The sequence below is a fragment of the Dendrosporobacter sp. 1207_IL3150 genome (assembly GCF_036763085.1).
Taxonomy (GTDB): domain Bacteria; phylum Bacillota; class Negativicutes; order DSM-1736; family Dendrosporobacteraceae; genus JBAIYU01.
Genome location: NZ_JBAIYU010000017.1, coordinates 173534 through 189154, shown reverse-complemented (window position 1 = coordinate 189154; position 15621 = coordinate 173534). Strand labels below are relative to the sequence as shown.

Genomic DNA, 15621 nt, shown 5'->3' with positions numbered 1-15621 from the left:
TAAATAAAAAATGCGTATCGGTTTTCCGATACGCATTTTTTATTTATATATAAGGTTTAATTTTAGCAACAATCGCTGCCTTAGGAAGAAATCCAACGATTTTTTCTACTTGTTCTCCGTCCGAGAATAATAAAATTGTCGGCAAACTCATTACCCCATGTTTCTCAGCTAGTTTTCGGTTGTCGTCTACATTTATTTTTACTAATTTAATACTCTGCCCTAATTCTTGAGCTAAATCATCAAAAACTGGCGATAACTTTGTGCAATAACCGCACCAAGGTGCCCAAAAATCCACTAAAACTGGTAGGCTAGAATCAATTACTTCATCATTAAAGTTTTCTTCGTTGATACTAATTACATTTGCCATATTAGATTCCCCCTTAATTATTTAAGCTCGATCATAATACAGGCATTGCTCACCACATTTAGCCCAAGCTGCTGGCCAAGTTCTATCAATTCTGCTGTATCAGCACCAGGCTGTAACCAAATATTCATAATCCCTAGTTCAGCACATTCATGCATAATTTGTTCACCTACACGGGGTGGTACAACAACGTTTACAGCATCTGGCCTTTGTGGTAAATCTTTTAGGCTTGGGTAACATTTATGACCAAGAATTTCAGAAACACCTGGGTTTACTGCAAATACCTGGATCTTGTTATTCACTAGGCATTTAAAAATTTTATACCCAAATTTCTGTGTATTATCGGTAGCTCCAACAACTGCCCAAGTTTTTGACTGTAGCATTTCTTCAATATGGTTCAAAATTTGTTCCCCCTACATAATAATTATATTGTCATATATTACCATGGTCAATAAGGAACATTCCTAATACACCTTGTTACCACTACAGTATATTAGGAAAATTCATATTAGTGACCAAAAAACTTCTCTACTAAAGAAATAATAATCTCTATTGCTATTAAAATGATTATAGCCCATTCTAATTTATTGCCACGGTTTGCATTCGCAAGTCCAGAAAACACCTCAGTAATATCCATTAAGGTTGCTGTTTTATCAAGAATAGTTCTATATCTGTCATCTAATTCAAATAAATTAGTGAAATTAATAAATATATTGCTTGCATCATCGTTGACCCAAGTGATATCAGGTTTGTCTAACAACATAAGATATGAGATTGTATTAAGCTTAAAGCCTAATATACTACCAGAAATCTTAGCTAATTTTTCATCGGAAAATGCTAATTCGCCTTGTTGAAGCTTTGCAACTATATATTCAATCTCATCCAGTAAATATCCAATGTCTAATTCTATCTTTTCTAAAGCAACTGATTTAGCTAATACAGTTGCAATAATCTCCATAAGATATTCAGCATTTTGGTCTGTTATCATTAAATCATTGGTGATCGTTTGTTCTGCGCCGGGTTTAATTTCTAAATTATAATCATCTGTATATTTGAAGTCATCAACTATGTTAATATCCGGCTGAACTCTTTTCAGATAATTAAGAACATCCATTTGTTCATGGTGTTGAAAATTGATAAAAACCATACTACCAAACGGAAATATATAAACTACTTTATTGCGAGTTTGTTGAACTATTCCTTTTAAGAATTGATCATTTAGGGCAAGCGATTCTTCCCACTTAAAGTTACGATTTATCCCAAAGTGCTGGGCAATCTTATTCAAATTTATTTCATTTGACACAACAACAGCTTTAAATTCGGCATGTATCATAAAACACCATCCTAGACAGAATGACACATAATATTTTTTCCAGTTACAGTAAAAATATTTGTATCCAAAATATTATATTAATAAAAAAGCGTGATAAAAATCACGCTAATAATTAAAGCTTTGAAAGAAGTGCTTTTACATCTTCTATATAGCTTTGCAGACTGAAGTAGTGCACTTCGCCTGTACGTCTGATTTTAACTTCAATTAATTTCTCACTAACAGTTTTCGGGCCTACTGTAATTTTGATTGGATATCCAATTAGATCTGCATCTTTAAATTTAACGCCAGGTCGTTCATTCCGATCATCAAGCACTGTATCTACTCCGTTATTATTAAGCTCAGCGTATATTTTCTCAGCTAAAGAAAGCTGCTCTGAATCCTTTGCACTTACAGGAATAACAGCGACTGAATACGGCGCTATAGAAACTGGCCACACAATTCCGTTATCATCATAATTTTGCTCAATAGCCGCTGCCATTGTTCGGCTCACACCGATACCGTAGCATCCCATTACCATTGGCTTTTCCTTTCCGTTCTCATCCAGGAAAGTTGCCTTAAGCGCCTTACTGTATTTAGTATATAGTTTGAATACTTGGCCTACTTCAATACCTCGTGCCGTTTTCAATTGTGATCCACATTGTGGACAAGGGTCATTCTCTTGAATTAGACGAATATCAGCAATAATGGTAGGTTCAAAATCTCGCTTTGGATTAACATTAAGAATATGCTGATCCGGTTTATTTGCACCGCAAACAGCATTAAACATATTCATTACTGTCAAATCAGCTACAACTGTAACCTTGCCTTTAAGATCAACCGGCCCAATAAAGCCTGGAGTACTCTCAAATTCTTCAGTAACAGTTTGTTCATCTGCCAATTCTAGAGTCAAACAATTCAACTGATTTTGCAGCTTAATTTCATTTACCTCATGATCACCACGCACTAATGCTAATACAACGCCCTTGTCTGTTTTATAAGCAAGCGCTTTAATAGTTTTAACAGTTTCGATATTTAAGAATTTAGCGATTTCACTGATTGTCTTAATGCCAGGCGTATCCTTAACAGCTTTTGGCAGCAACTCTTCTTCAGCTGCGTAGATTGGCTTCAGCTCTGCTTTTTCCACATTTGCCGCATAATCGCAATCATTACAATAAACTATCCCAGCTTCTCCCGAATCAGCTATGACCATAAATTCGTGAGTTCCACTGCCACCTATCGCGCCAGCGTCTGCCTCAACGGCACGAAATTTTAATCCACACCTTGAAAATACTCGTGTATAAGCATCATACATACTTCGATAACTTTCCTCAAGGCCAATCTCATCTCGATCAAAAGAATATAAATCTTTCATTATAAATTCTCTTCCACGCATCAGCCCAAATCTTGGTCTAATCTCATCACGATATTTGTTTTGGATTTGATATAATCTAAGTGGCAACTGACGATATGACCTTACATCTGAACGCACAAGTGTCGTTATCATCTCTTCATGTGTCGGTCCTAAACAAAAATCGCGGTTATGGCGGTCCTTCAAACGAAACATTTCATCTCCATAGACATTCCAGCGGCCAGTCTCTAACCACAATTCCGCTGGCTGCATAATCGGCATTAATAGCTCTTGCCCACCTTTGTTGTCCATTTCCTCACGAACTATAGTTTCTATTTTTCGCAATACACGCCAAGCCAAAGGCAGATATGAATAAATGCCACCGGCTGCTTTTCTGATCATTCCAGCCCTTAATAAAAGCTGATGACTTATCACTTCAGCTTCTGCAGGAGTTTCTCTTAAAGTTGGTGCATACAATTGTGTCATTCGCATATATTGTTCTCCTCCTCAATTAGCCTATCAATTTCAGTAAATAGTGCTTGAATTAGCTGATTTTCAGGTACTTTACGGATAATTTCTCCCTTACGGAATACTAGACCTTCCTTTTTACCGCCCGCAATACCAATGTCAGCTTCACGTGCTTCCCCTGGACCATTTACAACACAACCCATTACAGCAACTTTAATAGGTTTTTTTAAATTAGCTAGACGATCTTCGACTTGCTGAGCAATAGCTGCCAAATCTATACTACATCTTCCACAGGTCGGACACGATACCAATGTCGGTCCGTATTCTCGTAACCCTAACGACTTCAATATTTCATTTGCAACTTTTATCTCTTCGACAGGATCACCAGTCAAAGAAACTCTAATGGTATCCCCAATTCCCTGCGCTAAAAGCGCCCCAATTCCTACAGCAGATTTAATCACACCAGACTTAACTGTTCCTGCTTCCGTTATCCCTAAATGTAATGGATAGTCGACAGTATCAGACATTAATTGGTATGCCTTGAGTGTTAAAGGAACATCATGAGCCTTTAATGATACCTTAATATCATAAAATCCTAGTTTTTCTAGGATTGCAATATGATTCATGGCACTTTGAACCATTGCTTCTGGAGTAGGATGTCCATATTTCGCTAATAAGGTTTTGTCTAACGAACCTGCATTTACGCCAATTCGAATCGGTAGACGGCGCCTTTTGGCTTCTTTGACAACTGCGGCAACATGATCCGAGTTACCGATGTTTCCAGGGTTAATTCTAAGCGCATCTGCACCACTTTCCATGGCGGCAATCGCAAGTCTATAATCGAAATGTATATCTGCAATAAGAGGAATGGTCACATTTTCTTTTATCTTCTCAAACGCTCTTGCGGCAGCCATATCTGGCACTGCTAATCTTACTAGATCACAACCAGCATCCGAGAGCTTATTTATTTGTTTTACAGTAGCATCTATATCATCAGTTTTTGTATTAGTCATCGACTGTATAGAAACGGGCGCATTGCCACCAATGCGCACCGCTCCAATGTATATAGGACATGTTTTTTTTCTCTTCATTTGTATTCCTCGCAATCAAAATTGCCGTTATTTAAAGATGCTAAGCCTGGTGACATCTTTAAAGGTAGTGATTATTAATAAAATCATTAACAAGGCAAACCCTACCATTTGAATAAATTGCATTTTATTCCGACTAAGAGACCTTCCTCTAATGCCCTCAATTGCTAGCGTAACTAAATGGCCGCCGTCGAGAACCGGTACCGGCAATAAATTTATTAAACCAAGATTTATGCTTAAAAAGGCGGCAAATTGAAGCAACGGAATAAGACCAAGTTGAGCAACTTCACCTGCCATTTGAGCGACACCAATCGGTCCAGCAAGCTCGGCAGAGACCTTTCCTGTTATCATTTGATAGATACCAGCAACCATACTGCTCGTAACCGTATAGGTTTGTTTAAAAGATAACCCAATACTTTCAACAATTCCTGGCTGGTATTTATCTATTTTGGGTGTAACACCAATTATCCCTCTATCAGCTTTACTATCATATTCAGGGATGATTGCTGTATTTTTGATAGTGCCATTATTCTCATATTTAATATTTATCTGTTTTCCAGCACTTATTTGTACTACAGCTACAAAATCTTGCCAAGAGTTAATAGCTGTGTTATTAACAGAAATAATCCGATCACCTGACACTAAACCAGCTTGCGCTGCAGGTCTATCAGGAAATACATTTCCGATTATTGGCTGATTAGAGGGTGTATCTATCCCTGCTCCTATAAATACAAAGAAAAATAGAATTATTGGTAAAATGAAATTCATTGCTGATCCTGCAACAATAACTAACATTCTTGCCCATACAGGTTTTGAGCTAAACGATTTGTCATCCTGTTCTTCGTCAGGATCCATGCCTGATATTTTGTTAAATCCTCCAAGTGGGATAATTCTTAAAGAGTAGAGAGTTTCCCCATGCCTATAGCTAAAAAGTTTTGGTCCGAATCCTATTGCAAATTCTTCAACTCTCATCCCAACAAGTTTAGCAGTTATAAAATGACCTAGTTCATGAACAAAAATCAATAATCCAAAAACAAATATTGTCGCTATCAACGTAATAGACAACTACACTCCCCCTATCGTTAAGTAGTTTTTATTTAACTAATCCGCTTACATATCTTCGAGCCCATGCGTCAAAATAAACTAAATCATCTATCGATGGAGAGTCGATTGAATCATGGCTTGTCATCGCAGCCTTTATCAATTCATTAATTGATAAAAATGAGATTTTACCATCAAGAAAGGCATACACAGCAGCTTCATTAGCTGCATTAAAGACACATGGAAGTGACCCGCCAGTTCTCCCTGCTATATATGCGTACTCAAGAGCTGGAAAAGATATTACATTAGGAGATTCAAAACTAAGCGATGATATTTTTGTAAAATCCACTTTTGCAAAATCGGCTTGAATGCGTTCAGGATAGGTTAATGCATATTGAATTGGCAACCTCATATCAGGCATCCCCAATTGAGCCATAACTGAGCCGTCAATGAATTCTACCATGGAATGGATGATACTTTGAGGATGAACTACTACATCAATTTTATCGTAGCCAATATCGTAGAGCCATCTAGCTTCAATTACCTCTAATCCTTTATTAGCTAGTGTTGCTGAATCAATTGTAATTTTTTTACCCATCGACCAATTAGGATGACGTAGACAATCTGCTATCTCAACATTCTTTAATTGATCTGGTGTCATGCCCCGAAATGGTCCTCCCGATGCCGTTAGGATTAACCTACTAACATTTTCTTTTTTTTCACCCTGTAGACACTGCAGTATTGCACTGTGTTCGCTATCAACAGGCAATATTTTAACACCTTTTATCTGTGCAGTTTTAGTGACTATTTCACCTGCAGCTACTAAAGTTTCCTTATTAGCCAAGGCAATGTTTTTCCCTGCATTAATAGCCGCCATTGTCGGCTTCAGGCCAGCAAAGCCCACAAGCGAAGTAACCACCGTGTTAGCTTTAGGAACCACTGCTGCCTCTAACAGACCATCCTCGCCCGCTAGAATTTGTGTAGAACCACGATATCTTCTGATTAAACGTGAAGCAGCATGTTCATCAGTTAAAACAGCAATTTCAGGTTTAAATATATTAATTTGTTCCTCTAATAATTCATCATTATGGTGGGCCGCTAAAGCACATACAGAAAAGCGATCTCTGTTAGCTGCGATGACCTCAAGTGTCTGCTTCCCTATAGACCCCGTACTTCCTAGTATTGATATATTCTGCATTATGTACTCCCATTTTTATTAAAGTTATTTTAAAATTGTTGCTTGCACATAATAGTAAACAGTTGGAACGGCAAACATTATACTATCAAAGCGATCTAATACGCCACCGTGACCAGGCAGCAGACTACCTGAATCTTTAACACCTGTATATCGTTTTATAGCAGACTCAGCCAAATCACCTAAAGGCGCAGAAATACCAACTAACAGACCGATAATTACACTGTGTAAAATTGATAATTTAAATATTATTCCCATAATTACAATAACTATAATACTGCCTGCTATACCTCCGATTGCTCCTTCGATTGTTTTACCTGGACTTATTAATGGGCAAAGCTTTTTCTTTCCAAATTTTGAGCCTACAAAAAAGGCAAATGTATCACTCGCCCAAGTACCTATAAAAGCAATCCAAATAAACATTGTACCTGCTGACAACTCACCAAAAAAAGCGGAATGATATGGCTCACCGCTAATAAATCTTAACAGTAAGAGATGCGAAAAAGATAACCCTATATACAAAACACTAAACAGCGTTAATGCTGCATTAATTATATTAAATTTCGGGGTAGAAAGTACGATTTTGACTAGGACTAACATCGTCAAGATAGCTATGACCATATTTAATTCATGGGAATTACCTAACCACGCGCATCCCAGTAACATCAGTATGCTAACTGCTCCCATACTGTACCATAAAGGTGTTTTCGCATGACTGAACATTTTACATAATTCGTGCCAAGATAATAGAGCAAGAATAATGATTGAGCTTGCAAAAAGCCACTCTCCATAACTTATAATGTATCCCGTAGCCATTATACCGATAATCGCGGTTAATATTCGCTTAATTAACATAAATTAAACACCCACTTAAAATGTAAGCATTACTTTTTAATACCGCCAAATCGACGATCACGTTTTTGGAAATCAATAATCGCCTGAACTAAATGTTCTGGCTTAAAATCTGGCCAATTAATATCAGTAAACCATAACTCCGAATAGGCAGACTGCCATAGTAAAAAATTACTGATACGCAAATCACCGCTTGGTCTTATAAGTAGATCAGGATCTGGTAATTCGCCTGTAAATAAGTTGTTCTGAATTGTATTATCCGATATATCTTCGATTTTTAATTCTCCCGTTTGCACCTTTTCGGCAATTATTTTAACAGCACGCGTGATTTCAGCTCGGCCGCCATAATTAACAGCCAAATTTAGTATCAATCCTGTATTCTCAGAAGTACGCGCCTGGGCATTTTCAATTTTATGCTGTAAATTTAAAGCTAATTCGTCAATTTTACCAATAAAACGTATTTTAACCTGATTCTGATGTAATTCCTCTATCTCAGTATCTAAATACTCAGAAAACAGACTCATAAGGAAATTAACTTCTTCATCAGGACGTTTCCAATTTTCGGTGGAAAAAGCATAAGCCGTGAGAGCCTTTACTCCTAAGCGTGATGCCGCCTTAACTATATCCCTTAATCTCTCAACCCCAGCACGATGTCCAAAAGTACGTATTAAGCCCTGTTTTTGAGCCCACCGACCATTACCATCCATAATTACTGCTACGTGCTGCGGGATTCTTGTTGGATCTATTAAATCAACTTCGGGAATTTTTGTAACTTCTCCAGATTTGCTAAACCACTTTTTCCACATAGCGACCTCCAATATACCTTTAAGAAACTAAACCCCCTCTCGCGAGGGGGTTCCAATCATGGAGCCAAAATAGCACCAACAGGGCAAACCGCCGCACAGGCACCGCATTCAACACATTCTTCAGAAATCACATATTTGGAATCTCCTTCAGAAATAGCACCTACTGGGCAAGTACCAGCACAAGCACCGCAAGAAATACACTCATCATTAATTGTATAAGCCATAATATTAAAACACCTCCTTTCCCATTTTAGCAGCAGCTACTATCTGATATTGTCCATCAGCATCCAGCCGTTGTCGTATAACATAAAGAGCATCGCCTTCCACTTTAAAGAAATCTCGGGTAGGTCGACTAATCTTAACAGTATACCGATAACTAAGTTTATCCATCGCTTCAGTTACTAAGTGCAAAGGTTGCGCTAAGATATCCACAATTACACTTCCATTATCTCTTTCTCTTTTGCAGTCATTACTGCATCTGTCTCTTTAATAAATTTATCTGTTATCTTTTGCATATCTTCTTGCGCTTTTTTAGTTTCATCTTCCGATATAGCTTTATCTTTTTCTAGCTTTTTAATAGCATCATTTGCATCTCTTCGAATATTGCGAATAGCTACTCGAGCTTCTTCAGCCTTTTTATGAATAACTTTCACCAATTCAGTTCGACGCTGCTGAGTCAATTGCGGTATAGAAAGTCTTATTACCACACCATCACTACTGGGAGTTAGTCCTAAATCAGACTTTAAAATAGCTTTTTCAATCGCAGAAAGCATAGTCTTTTCCCATGGCTGAACTGTAATCATCCGCGGTTCAGGTACCGAAATGTTGGCAACTTGATTAACCGGTGTTGGTGAGCCATAGTAATCCACAGTGATTTTGTCTAGCAGTGCCGGAGTTGCTCTACCAGCTCTGAGCGATGCCAATTCACGACGGAGAGCTTCGATAGCTTTTTTCATTTTTTCTTCATGTGTACTAAATACATCTTTAACTGTCACTTTTATTCCCCCCCACAAGAGTACCTATATCATGTCCAAGCGCCGCTTTTAATATGTTGCCTGGTTCGTCGATACTAAACACAATAATGGGTATTTTATTATCCATACAAAGACTAGTGGCCGTAGAATCCATAACCCCTAGACCTCTTTGCAGTACTTCTATATATTCTAACTCTTTAAATTTCTTTGCATCAGGGTTATATCGAGGGTCCGCATCATAAACGCCATCTGTATTCTTTTTAGCCATAAGTATGACGTCAGCCTCAATCTCAGCTGCACGAAGTGCCGCAGTTGTATCTGTAGAAAAATAAGGATTTCCCGTTCCCGCAGCAAAAATAACCACTCGTCCTTTTTCTAAATGACGAATAGCCTTTCGGCGAATGTAGGGTTCAGCCATCTGCCGCATTTCAATTGCTGTTTGAACCCGTGTATCAACATCACATTGTTCAAGTGCATCTTGTAATGCCAAGGAATTCATAACAGTGGCTAACATGCCCATATAGTCGGCAGTTGCTCTATCCATTCCTTTGGCACTTCCAGCAAGTCCTCGCCAGATATTCCCTCCGCCTACAACAATTGCGACTTCGAGGCTTGTAGCTTTAATTTCCTTGATTTCACGCGCTATGGAATCAACAACAATAGGATCAATTCCATAACCTTTTCCGCCTGCCAAAGCTTCGCCGCTTAGTTTTAAAATTACGCGTTTATATTTTGATGCTGCCAAAATAAAACCCCCATCATCGGTAAAATTCTACAAATGTATCAATAATCCTCTTTTTTGGATATCTTTAAAAATAAGAGAACACTTAGTGTTCTCTTAGCTTTGTACGGCAGCCATTACTTCAGCAGCAAAATCATTTGATTTTTTCTCAATTCCCTCGCCAAGCTGATATCTTGTAAATCTTCTAATTGAAATATTCTCACCGATTTTAGCAATAGTTTCATTAATTAGTTGGTTAATTGTTTTATCAGGGTCTTTAATGAAACCTTGCTCTAACAAGCATACTTCTTTATAGTATTTTTCTACGCGCCCAACAATCATCTTTTCAACGATGTTAGCTGGTTTACCTTCGTTTAACGCCTGTGCACGCAATACTTCGCGCTCATGTTCCACTATTTCTGCTGGCACTTCTTCACGACGAACATAACTTGGGTTAGCAGCAGCGATTTGCATTGCAATATCTCTTGCTAAACCTTTGAAATCGTCAGTCTTAGCTACGAAGTCGGTCTCACAGTTTATTTCAACCAATACGCCTATTCTACCGCCACCATGTATGTAAGATTCAACAACACCCTCTGCAGCAACACGACCAGCTTTCTTAGCGGCAGCAGCTAGTCCTTTTTCACGCAAGAAGTCTACAGCTTTATCCAAATCACCATTAGTTTCAGTCAGAGCCTTTTTACAATCCATCATTCCTGCGCCAGTACGTTCACGCAATTCTTTAACCATTTGAGAAGTTATCATTTAAATCCTCCTATCTATTATTAAAGGTAAGGGGTAGCACTCCTAGCCCCTTACCTTTATTGTATAAAAATTACTCAGCAGCAGCTAATTGTTCGCCTTGACGACCTTCCATAACTGCATCTGCCATTTTAGCTGTAAGAAGTTTAACAGCACGAATAGCATCATCATTACCAGGAATGACATAATCCACTTCATCAGGATCGCAGTTTGTATCTACAATAGCTACAATAGGAAGACCAAGTTTACGAGCTTCTGCAACCGCAATACGTTCTTTACGTGGATCAATAATGAAAAGTGCACCTGGTAGTTTATTCATGTTTTTAATACCACCAAGGAACTTTTGCAATCTATCCATTTCATGGCGCAATGCTAAAACTTCTTTTTTAGGTAATACATCGAATGTTCCGTTTTCTTCCATCTTTTCAAGTTCACGTAGTCTATTAATACGCTTTTGAATAGTTTGGAAGTTTGTTAACATTCCGCCTAGCCATCTTTCATTAACATAATACATGTCAGATCTGATAGCTTCTTCTTTTACTGCATCTTGAGCTTGCTTTTTAGTTCCTACAAACAGAATAGTTTGACCTTGAGCTGCAACTTCACGAATGAAGTTATAAGCATCTTCAACCTTCTTAACTGTTTTTTGCAAGTCAATAATATAAATACCATTGCGCTCCGTAAAGATATATGGAGCCATTTTAGGATTCCATCTTCTGGTTTGGTGACCAAAGTGTACACCAGCTTCCAGAAGCTGTTTCATTGAAATAACTGACATAGTGCACCTCCTGTTAATTTACCGCCGCATTCCGCACTTTTTGTTTTCACCAATATAACTACTGGCACAGTACAAAATTGGAATACGTGTGTTTTTTTTACACCGGAAATTAGTATACCATAACTTCCTTTATATAACAAGCCAATTTATTAAGAATTCAATGGTAGTATGTAATTTATTTTATTTTTTATTCAACTGAAGAACTAACATAATTTCGCCTTTGCCAATCATTGTTGCTTTTGCAATCTCCGTTGCGTTATATCCTTGCTCATACATAGCCAGAATTAGCCTTTTTTTATCATCGCTAATTATTTCTTTAACAACTTTTCGTGTACTGTTAGGAGAAGATGATATATATTCTGGTTGTTGATCTATATTAGTACTATCATAATCCAAGCTTTCTATCGTCCTCACAGTATCAGTAGTATAAATTTCCTGGGTTGTATCAATGTGCTTTAATGTATTTTTGTTTGTTGCTTCAGAAGCGTTTATTAGTTCATTTGCCAATTCCAGTTTTTTATCCAAAACAGCTATTTTTTCTTCTGCTTCTGACAATAAATACTCGAGATGGGTAATATGGTTTTCCATTTTTCTAATAATAGAATCTGCTGTATTTTCAAGTTCAGTTTGAAGTTCTTTTGTTGAGTTTGAAATATTTGTAGAAAAAATTTCAAATAGTGCTTTACGTTTAGTTATGATAATTAAAATAGCTAAAATTATTAATAAAGCAGTGCTTATAGCTATTGACATTTCACACCTCGATATTCTGAGTAATCAGAATGGTTTATGTTCTTATATCGATAACCTGTCCCCTCAGATGGTCTTTAATTGTAGACTGATCCTTTCCAGAGTCTGTAGTTAAGTTTTCATCAGTCTGAATGTCGTGGCTATTTCCATAAGCGCCTCTATGTTTATTCTTAGAGTCTGCTTCCCTCTGAACTTTGCCACCTTCATTTTTCAGCATTTCTTGAACTTGTTTCAACTTTCGATCAGATAATCGCTGGATTTTCTCAGCACAATGCTGCTGCTGCGCAATAATCTGTTGATTAGCCGCATGTTGAACTCGGCTCACATCAGTAGCCCTGGGGATGATTACCTGCAAATCAACAGGCCGAATACTCATTATCCCACCACCCGTTATTTACCTTATAGTTGTACTAATTAAAACTGCCAACTTTTATATCACCGTCTTCAGAAAAAAAAGAAACGTATGATAATTGCTCTCGAATTGGTTTAATGACAGCTCCAACAACAATTTTTACTCCGGGATAAAGAATATCAGCAATTCTAATTCGACCATTTTTCATTTCATCAAACTCTATTTCAATTTCTGCAATTCTATTACGAATACTCTCTATCCGCCCCACCAAATGAAATTGGGTTTTTGTTAATTTCAATAACAGCTCACGCTTATCGGCAGGCATTGAAGCTTGATCCATAGACTTCAATATAGTAACTGCTTTTTGTGTTTGTTCAAGATTAGTTTCCATTAGTTTAACTTCTTTACGAATTGTCTGGTACTCTTCCCTCATAGCAGGATTAATACCTACTTCTAATTCTGTTGCCGTCGCCATTTGAGTGCCAGCTATTTTAGCTACAATTTCTTCTCCTGCAATTACAGTGCCACCGGCTACTAAACCGCGTTTACCCTGTACTAAAACCTTCTTAGCAGCATTGACTTTTGAGTGAAAAATTGCTTCACTCACTATGACATCATTATCGGAAAAAACTACAGCATTTTCAATAAACTTAGCTACCACGTTCTCAGACGCCTTTATATATCCTCTGCTCATACCTTGGACACCAGTTTTTATAATTACATTTTTTCCTTCTACAGTGCCACCGCTAACCGTGCCATAAATTTCAACGTTGCCTGCTGCTTTGACATAAAAACCCGACTGTACAGAGCCTCTTACGATAACACTTCCAATAAAGTCAATGTTACCTGTAGATAAATCAACATCGCCTTTTATTTCGATGACAGGAAGTACATGTATCTTATTGTTAGAGATTATCATCTGTCCAGCTTGAGTCGCAATAATTTTTGTGTCATCAGTAATATGCACGTTTTTACCAACTGGCATTAAAACATCTTTTCCAGCTTTAGCGGGTATTGAATTACCAAAAATATCAACACCAGGAGTACCTTTTGTTGCAGGTATTTTCTCTGCTAAAAGTTCTTCTTGCTGTACTACTGTAAACATGTTTAAGTTTCTATAATCCACTTTGCCATTTTCAAGCTCAGTTGGTATTCCTTTGGAGTGTAGATCCACATAATGCTTAATATAGGCGTTTGTTCCATTCTCAGGCTGCTGCCCCGCCGCAGCAATAGTTTGTTTTCCTGGACACTGTATAGCCGCATGTATTTCTTCAGTATTTAATCCAAAAACAACACCAGTATTAGCTAGTTTTTCCATTACTTGTTCGAATGTTACACTCTTAGCATTTTTGGGCGAAACAATTATTAAGTTTGCTTCCATCCGATCACGGCTTATATTAACCTGAATTTCTGACTCTTCTTTAGGGCTAGGATTATCTCCAATTCTTACTTCAATACCATTTGCTTCTTTTATAGTTTTCACGATAGCTGCGTATTGAAAATTTACGGCTTTATTCTTCAAATCCTCTAATATTGTTGACTCATTTACCTGCTTTCCATCACCTTGTGGGGGATATACTTTTAAAAAAACGCCTTGGTCATTAAGCTCGATTGAATAATATCCGTCAATATTATCATTAATCTCAGATTGCTTTAAAACATGCTCTTGCATTAATGATCCACCCCCGTTTATGCTAAATCAAACTTGATTTAATTCGCGATAAGGAACCTCTTAATCTAAAAACCGCTTTTGTGTGTAATTGAGAAATTCTAGCTTCAGATAATTTCAAGATAACACTTATTTCTTTTAAAGTTAGGCCCTCATAATAATAGAGAGTTATAACTATTTTTTCTTTCTCAGGTAGTTTATCTATCGATTTAGACAAAGTATCTTTTACTTCTTCAGTTTCGACTTGCTGCATTGGATTTGTATACTGATTTGAAACTGTTTCTGACTTAGTAAACTCTTCTAATGGAATAATGGTTGTTGCTTTCAGTTGGGTAATTAATTCATTGAGCTCAGAAGTTGAAATATTAAGACTAGCAGCGATCTCAAAGTCGCTAGCTGATCGTCCAAGTTCATGCTCAAGCTTAGCAACAGTTTGCTCATACTGGCGTGCTTTTTGGCGTATTGCTACCGGAACCCAATCTTGAGCTCGAATAGCGTCTAAAATTGCCCCTCTAATTCGAGCAACAGCATAAGTTTCAAACTTAAAGCCTTTACCTGGATCAAAACGCTCAATTGCTTCGAGTAAGCCAAAAAAACCATTACTAATTAAATCATCTTTATCTACATGCTGAGGCAATCCAATTGCTATTCTTCCCGCAACCAGCTTAACTAGCCCCAAGTAGTTTTGGATAAGCCGTTCACGAATATCAATATTTTTAGACTGCTGGTAAGCAAGCCATAAATCTTGAATTTCAGAAGCCTGTTTACTACCTTTTATAGTCATATAAAGATACTCCTAATTTAACTTGCCCTCAGTTAATCTTTTGGAGATGTGATATGTTCAAATTTGTCTGGAGTAAAAGGGTCAAATTGACTATCTTTGTTTAGAGAAACATCCTCTTGCTCACTTACGATGTCAACTTTGCCGCTTGTTTGCGATCTTTTCTCTTCTAACTTGGCTAAAATCAAATTTTGTATTATTCCTGTCGCTAAATAGCCGAGTACACTAAAAATACTAACTGAAATTATAGTACGATATAATACCGTCACAGGTCTAGCGTCACTTAACAAACTGATAACAAGGGTAATTACTCCGGCTACTAGAGATAATCCTGAAGCAAATTGCAATTTAAACACTCAAGTC

20 protein-coding genes are annotated in these 15621 nt (G+C 37.4%); all 20 read right to left on the bottom strand.

The window, feature by feature from the left end:
• Positions 1 to 43: 43 nt before the first annotated feature.
• The gene (trxA, locus tag V6C17_RS10020; protein ID WP_333522428.1) at positions 44 to 367 is read right to left on the bottom strand and encodes a thioredoxin; all 324 of its coding nucleotides are present in this window, start codon (positions 365 to 367) and stop codon (positions 44 to 46) included.
• Positions 368 to 384: 17 nt separating this feature from the next.
• Entirely contained in the window at positions 385 to 765 is a 381-nt protein-coding gene (locus tag V6C17_RS10015) for a CoA-binding protein (protein WP_333522427.1), read from the bottom strand.
• Between the two features lie 107 nt (positions 766 to 872).
• Positions 873 to 1697 carry an RMD1 family protein gene (locus tag V6C17_RS10010; protein WP_333522426.1) on the bottom strand — a complete coding sequence of 275 codons (825 nt, stop codon included), beginning with the start codon at positions 1695 to 1697 and terminating at the stop codon, positions 873 to 875.
• A gap of 112 nt (positions 1698 to 1809) precedes the next feature.
• On the bottom strand, positions 1810 to 3516 hold the full coding sequence (locus V6C17_RS10005; protein WP_333522425.1) for a proline--tRNA ligase: 1707 nt from the start codon (positions 3514 to 3516) through the stop codon (positions 1810 to 1812).
• Entirely contained in the window at positions 3507 to 4583 is a 1077-nt protein-coding gene (ispG, locus tag V6C17_RS10000) for a flavodoxin-dependent (E)-4-hydroxy-3-methylbut-2-enyl-diphosphate synthase (RefSeq protein WP_333522424.1), read from the bottom strand. The genes V6C17_RS10005 and ispG overlap by 10 nt, the downstream gene beginning before the upstream one ends.
• Positions 4584 to 4610: 27 nt before the next feature.
• Positions 4611 to 5645 (bottom strand): RIP metalloprotease RseP, encoded by a 1035-nt coding sequence (gene rseP / locus V6C17_RS09995; RefSeq protein ID WP_333522423.1) that lies wholly within the window; start codon positions 5643 to 5645, stop codon positions 4611 to 4613.
• Between the two features lie 28 nt (positions 5646 to 5673).
• Positions 5674 to 6819: a 1-deoxy-D-xylulose-5-phosphate reductoisomerase gene (locus tag V6C17_RS09990; protein WP_333522422.1), complete on the bottom strand. Its 1146-nt coding sequence runs from the start codon at positions 6817 to 6819 to the stop codon at positions 5674 to 5676.
• 24 nt (positions 6820 to 6843) lie between these two features.
• The gene (locus tag V6C17_RS09985) at positions 6844 to 7671 is read right to left on the bottom strand and encodes a phosphatidate cytidylyltransferase (RefSeq protein WP_333522421.1); all 828 of its coding nucleotides are present in this window, start codon (positions 7669 to 7671) and stop codon (positions 6844 to 6846) included.
• A gap of 29 nt (positions 7672 to 7700) precedes the next feature.
• Complete coding sequence (locus V6C17_RS09980) at positions 7701 to 8474, bottom strand: isoprenyl transferase (protein ID WP_333522420.1); 774 nt, start codon at positions 8472 to 8474, stop codon at positions 7701 to 7703.
• A gap of 56 nt (positions 8475 to 8530) precedes the next feature.
• On the bottom strand, positions 8531 to 8698 hold the full coding sequence (locus V6C17_RS09975; protein ID WP_333522419.1) for a DUF362 domain-containing protein: 168 nt from the start codon (positions 8696 to 8698) through the stop codon (positions 8531 to 8533).
• Between the two features lie 4 nt (positions 8699 to 8702).
• Positions 8703 to 8906: a hypothetical protein gene (locus V6C17_RS09970; protein ID WP_333522418.1), complete on the bottom strand. Its 204-nt coding sequence runs from the start codon at positions 8904 to 8906 to the stop codon at positions 8703 to 8705.
• Positions 8907 to 8908: 2 nt separating this feature from the next.
• Positions 8909 to 9430, bottom strand: coding sequence for a ribosome recycling factor (gene frr / locus V6C17_RS09965; protein WP_333522576.1), 522 nt, complete (start codon positions 9428 to 9430; stop codon positions 8909 to 8911).
• 28 nt (positions 9431 to 9458) lie between these two features.
• Positions 9459 to 10193, bottom strand: a complete 735-nt coding sequence (gene pyrH, locus V6C17_RS09960; RefSeq protein WP_333522417.1) for a UMP kinase — start codon at positions 10191 to 10193, stop codon at positions 9459 to 9461.
• 93 nt (positions 10194 to 10286) lie between these two features.
• Positions 10287 to 10934, bottom strand: coding sequence for a translation elongation factor Ts (gene tsf, locus V6C17_RS09955; protein WP_333522416.1), 648 nt, complete (start codon positions 10932 to 10934; stop codon positions 10287 to 10289).
• A gap of 70 nt (positions 10935 to 11004) precedes the next feature.
• Positions 11005 to 11709 (bottom strand): 30S ribosomal protein S2, encoded by a 705-nt coding sequence (gene rpsB / locus V6C17_RS09950; RefSeq protein ID WP_333522415.1) that lies wholly within the window; start codon positions 11707 to 11709, stop codon positions 11005 to 11007.
• A 180-nt stretch (positions 11710 to 11889) separates the two neighbouring features.
• Positions 11890 to 12459, bottom strand: coding sequence for a DUF6115 domain-containing protein (locus V6C17_RS09945; RefSeq protein ID WP_333522414.1), 570 nt, complete (start codon positions 12457 to 12459; stop codon positions 11890 to 11892).
• Positions 12460 to 12493: 34 nt separating this feature from the next.
• Positions 12494 to 12832, bottom strand: a complete 339-nt coding sequence (locus V6C17_RS09940; RefSeq protein ID WP_333522413.1) for a hypothetical protein — start codon at positions 12830 to 12832, stop codon at positions 12494 to 12496.
• Positions 12833 to 12866: 34 nt separating this feature from the next.
• The gene (locus V6C17_RS09935) at positions 12867 to 14480 is read right to left on the bottom strand and encodes a DUF342 domain-containing protein (protein ID WP_333522412.1); all 1614 of its coding nucleotides are present in this window, start codon (positions 14478 to 14480) and stop codon (positions 12867 to 12869) included.
• 22 nt (positions 14481 to 14502) lie between these two features.
• Complete coding sequence (locus V6C17_RS09930; RefSeq protein ID WP_333522575.1) at positions 14503 to 15255, bottom strand: FliA/WhiG family RNA polymerase sigma factor; 753 nt, start codon at positions 15253 to 15255, stop codon at positions 14503 to 14505.
• Positions 15256 to 15293: 38 nt separating this feature from the next.
• A complete protein-coding gene (locus V6C17_RS09925) occupies positions 15294 to 15614 on the bottom strand; it encodes a hypothetical protein (RefSeq protein ID WP_333522411.1) in 321 nt (106 codons plus the stop codon).
• Positions 15615 to 15621: the final 7 nt, after the last annotated feature.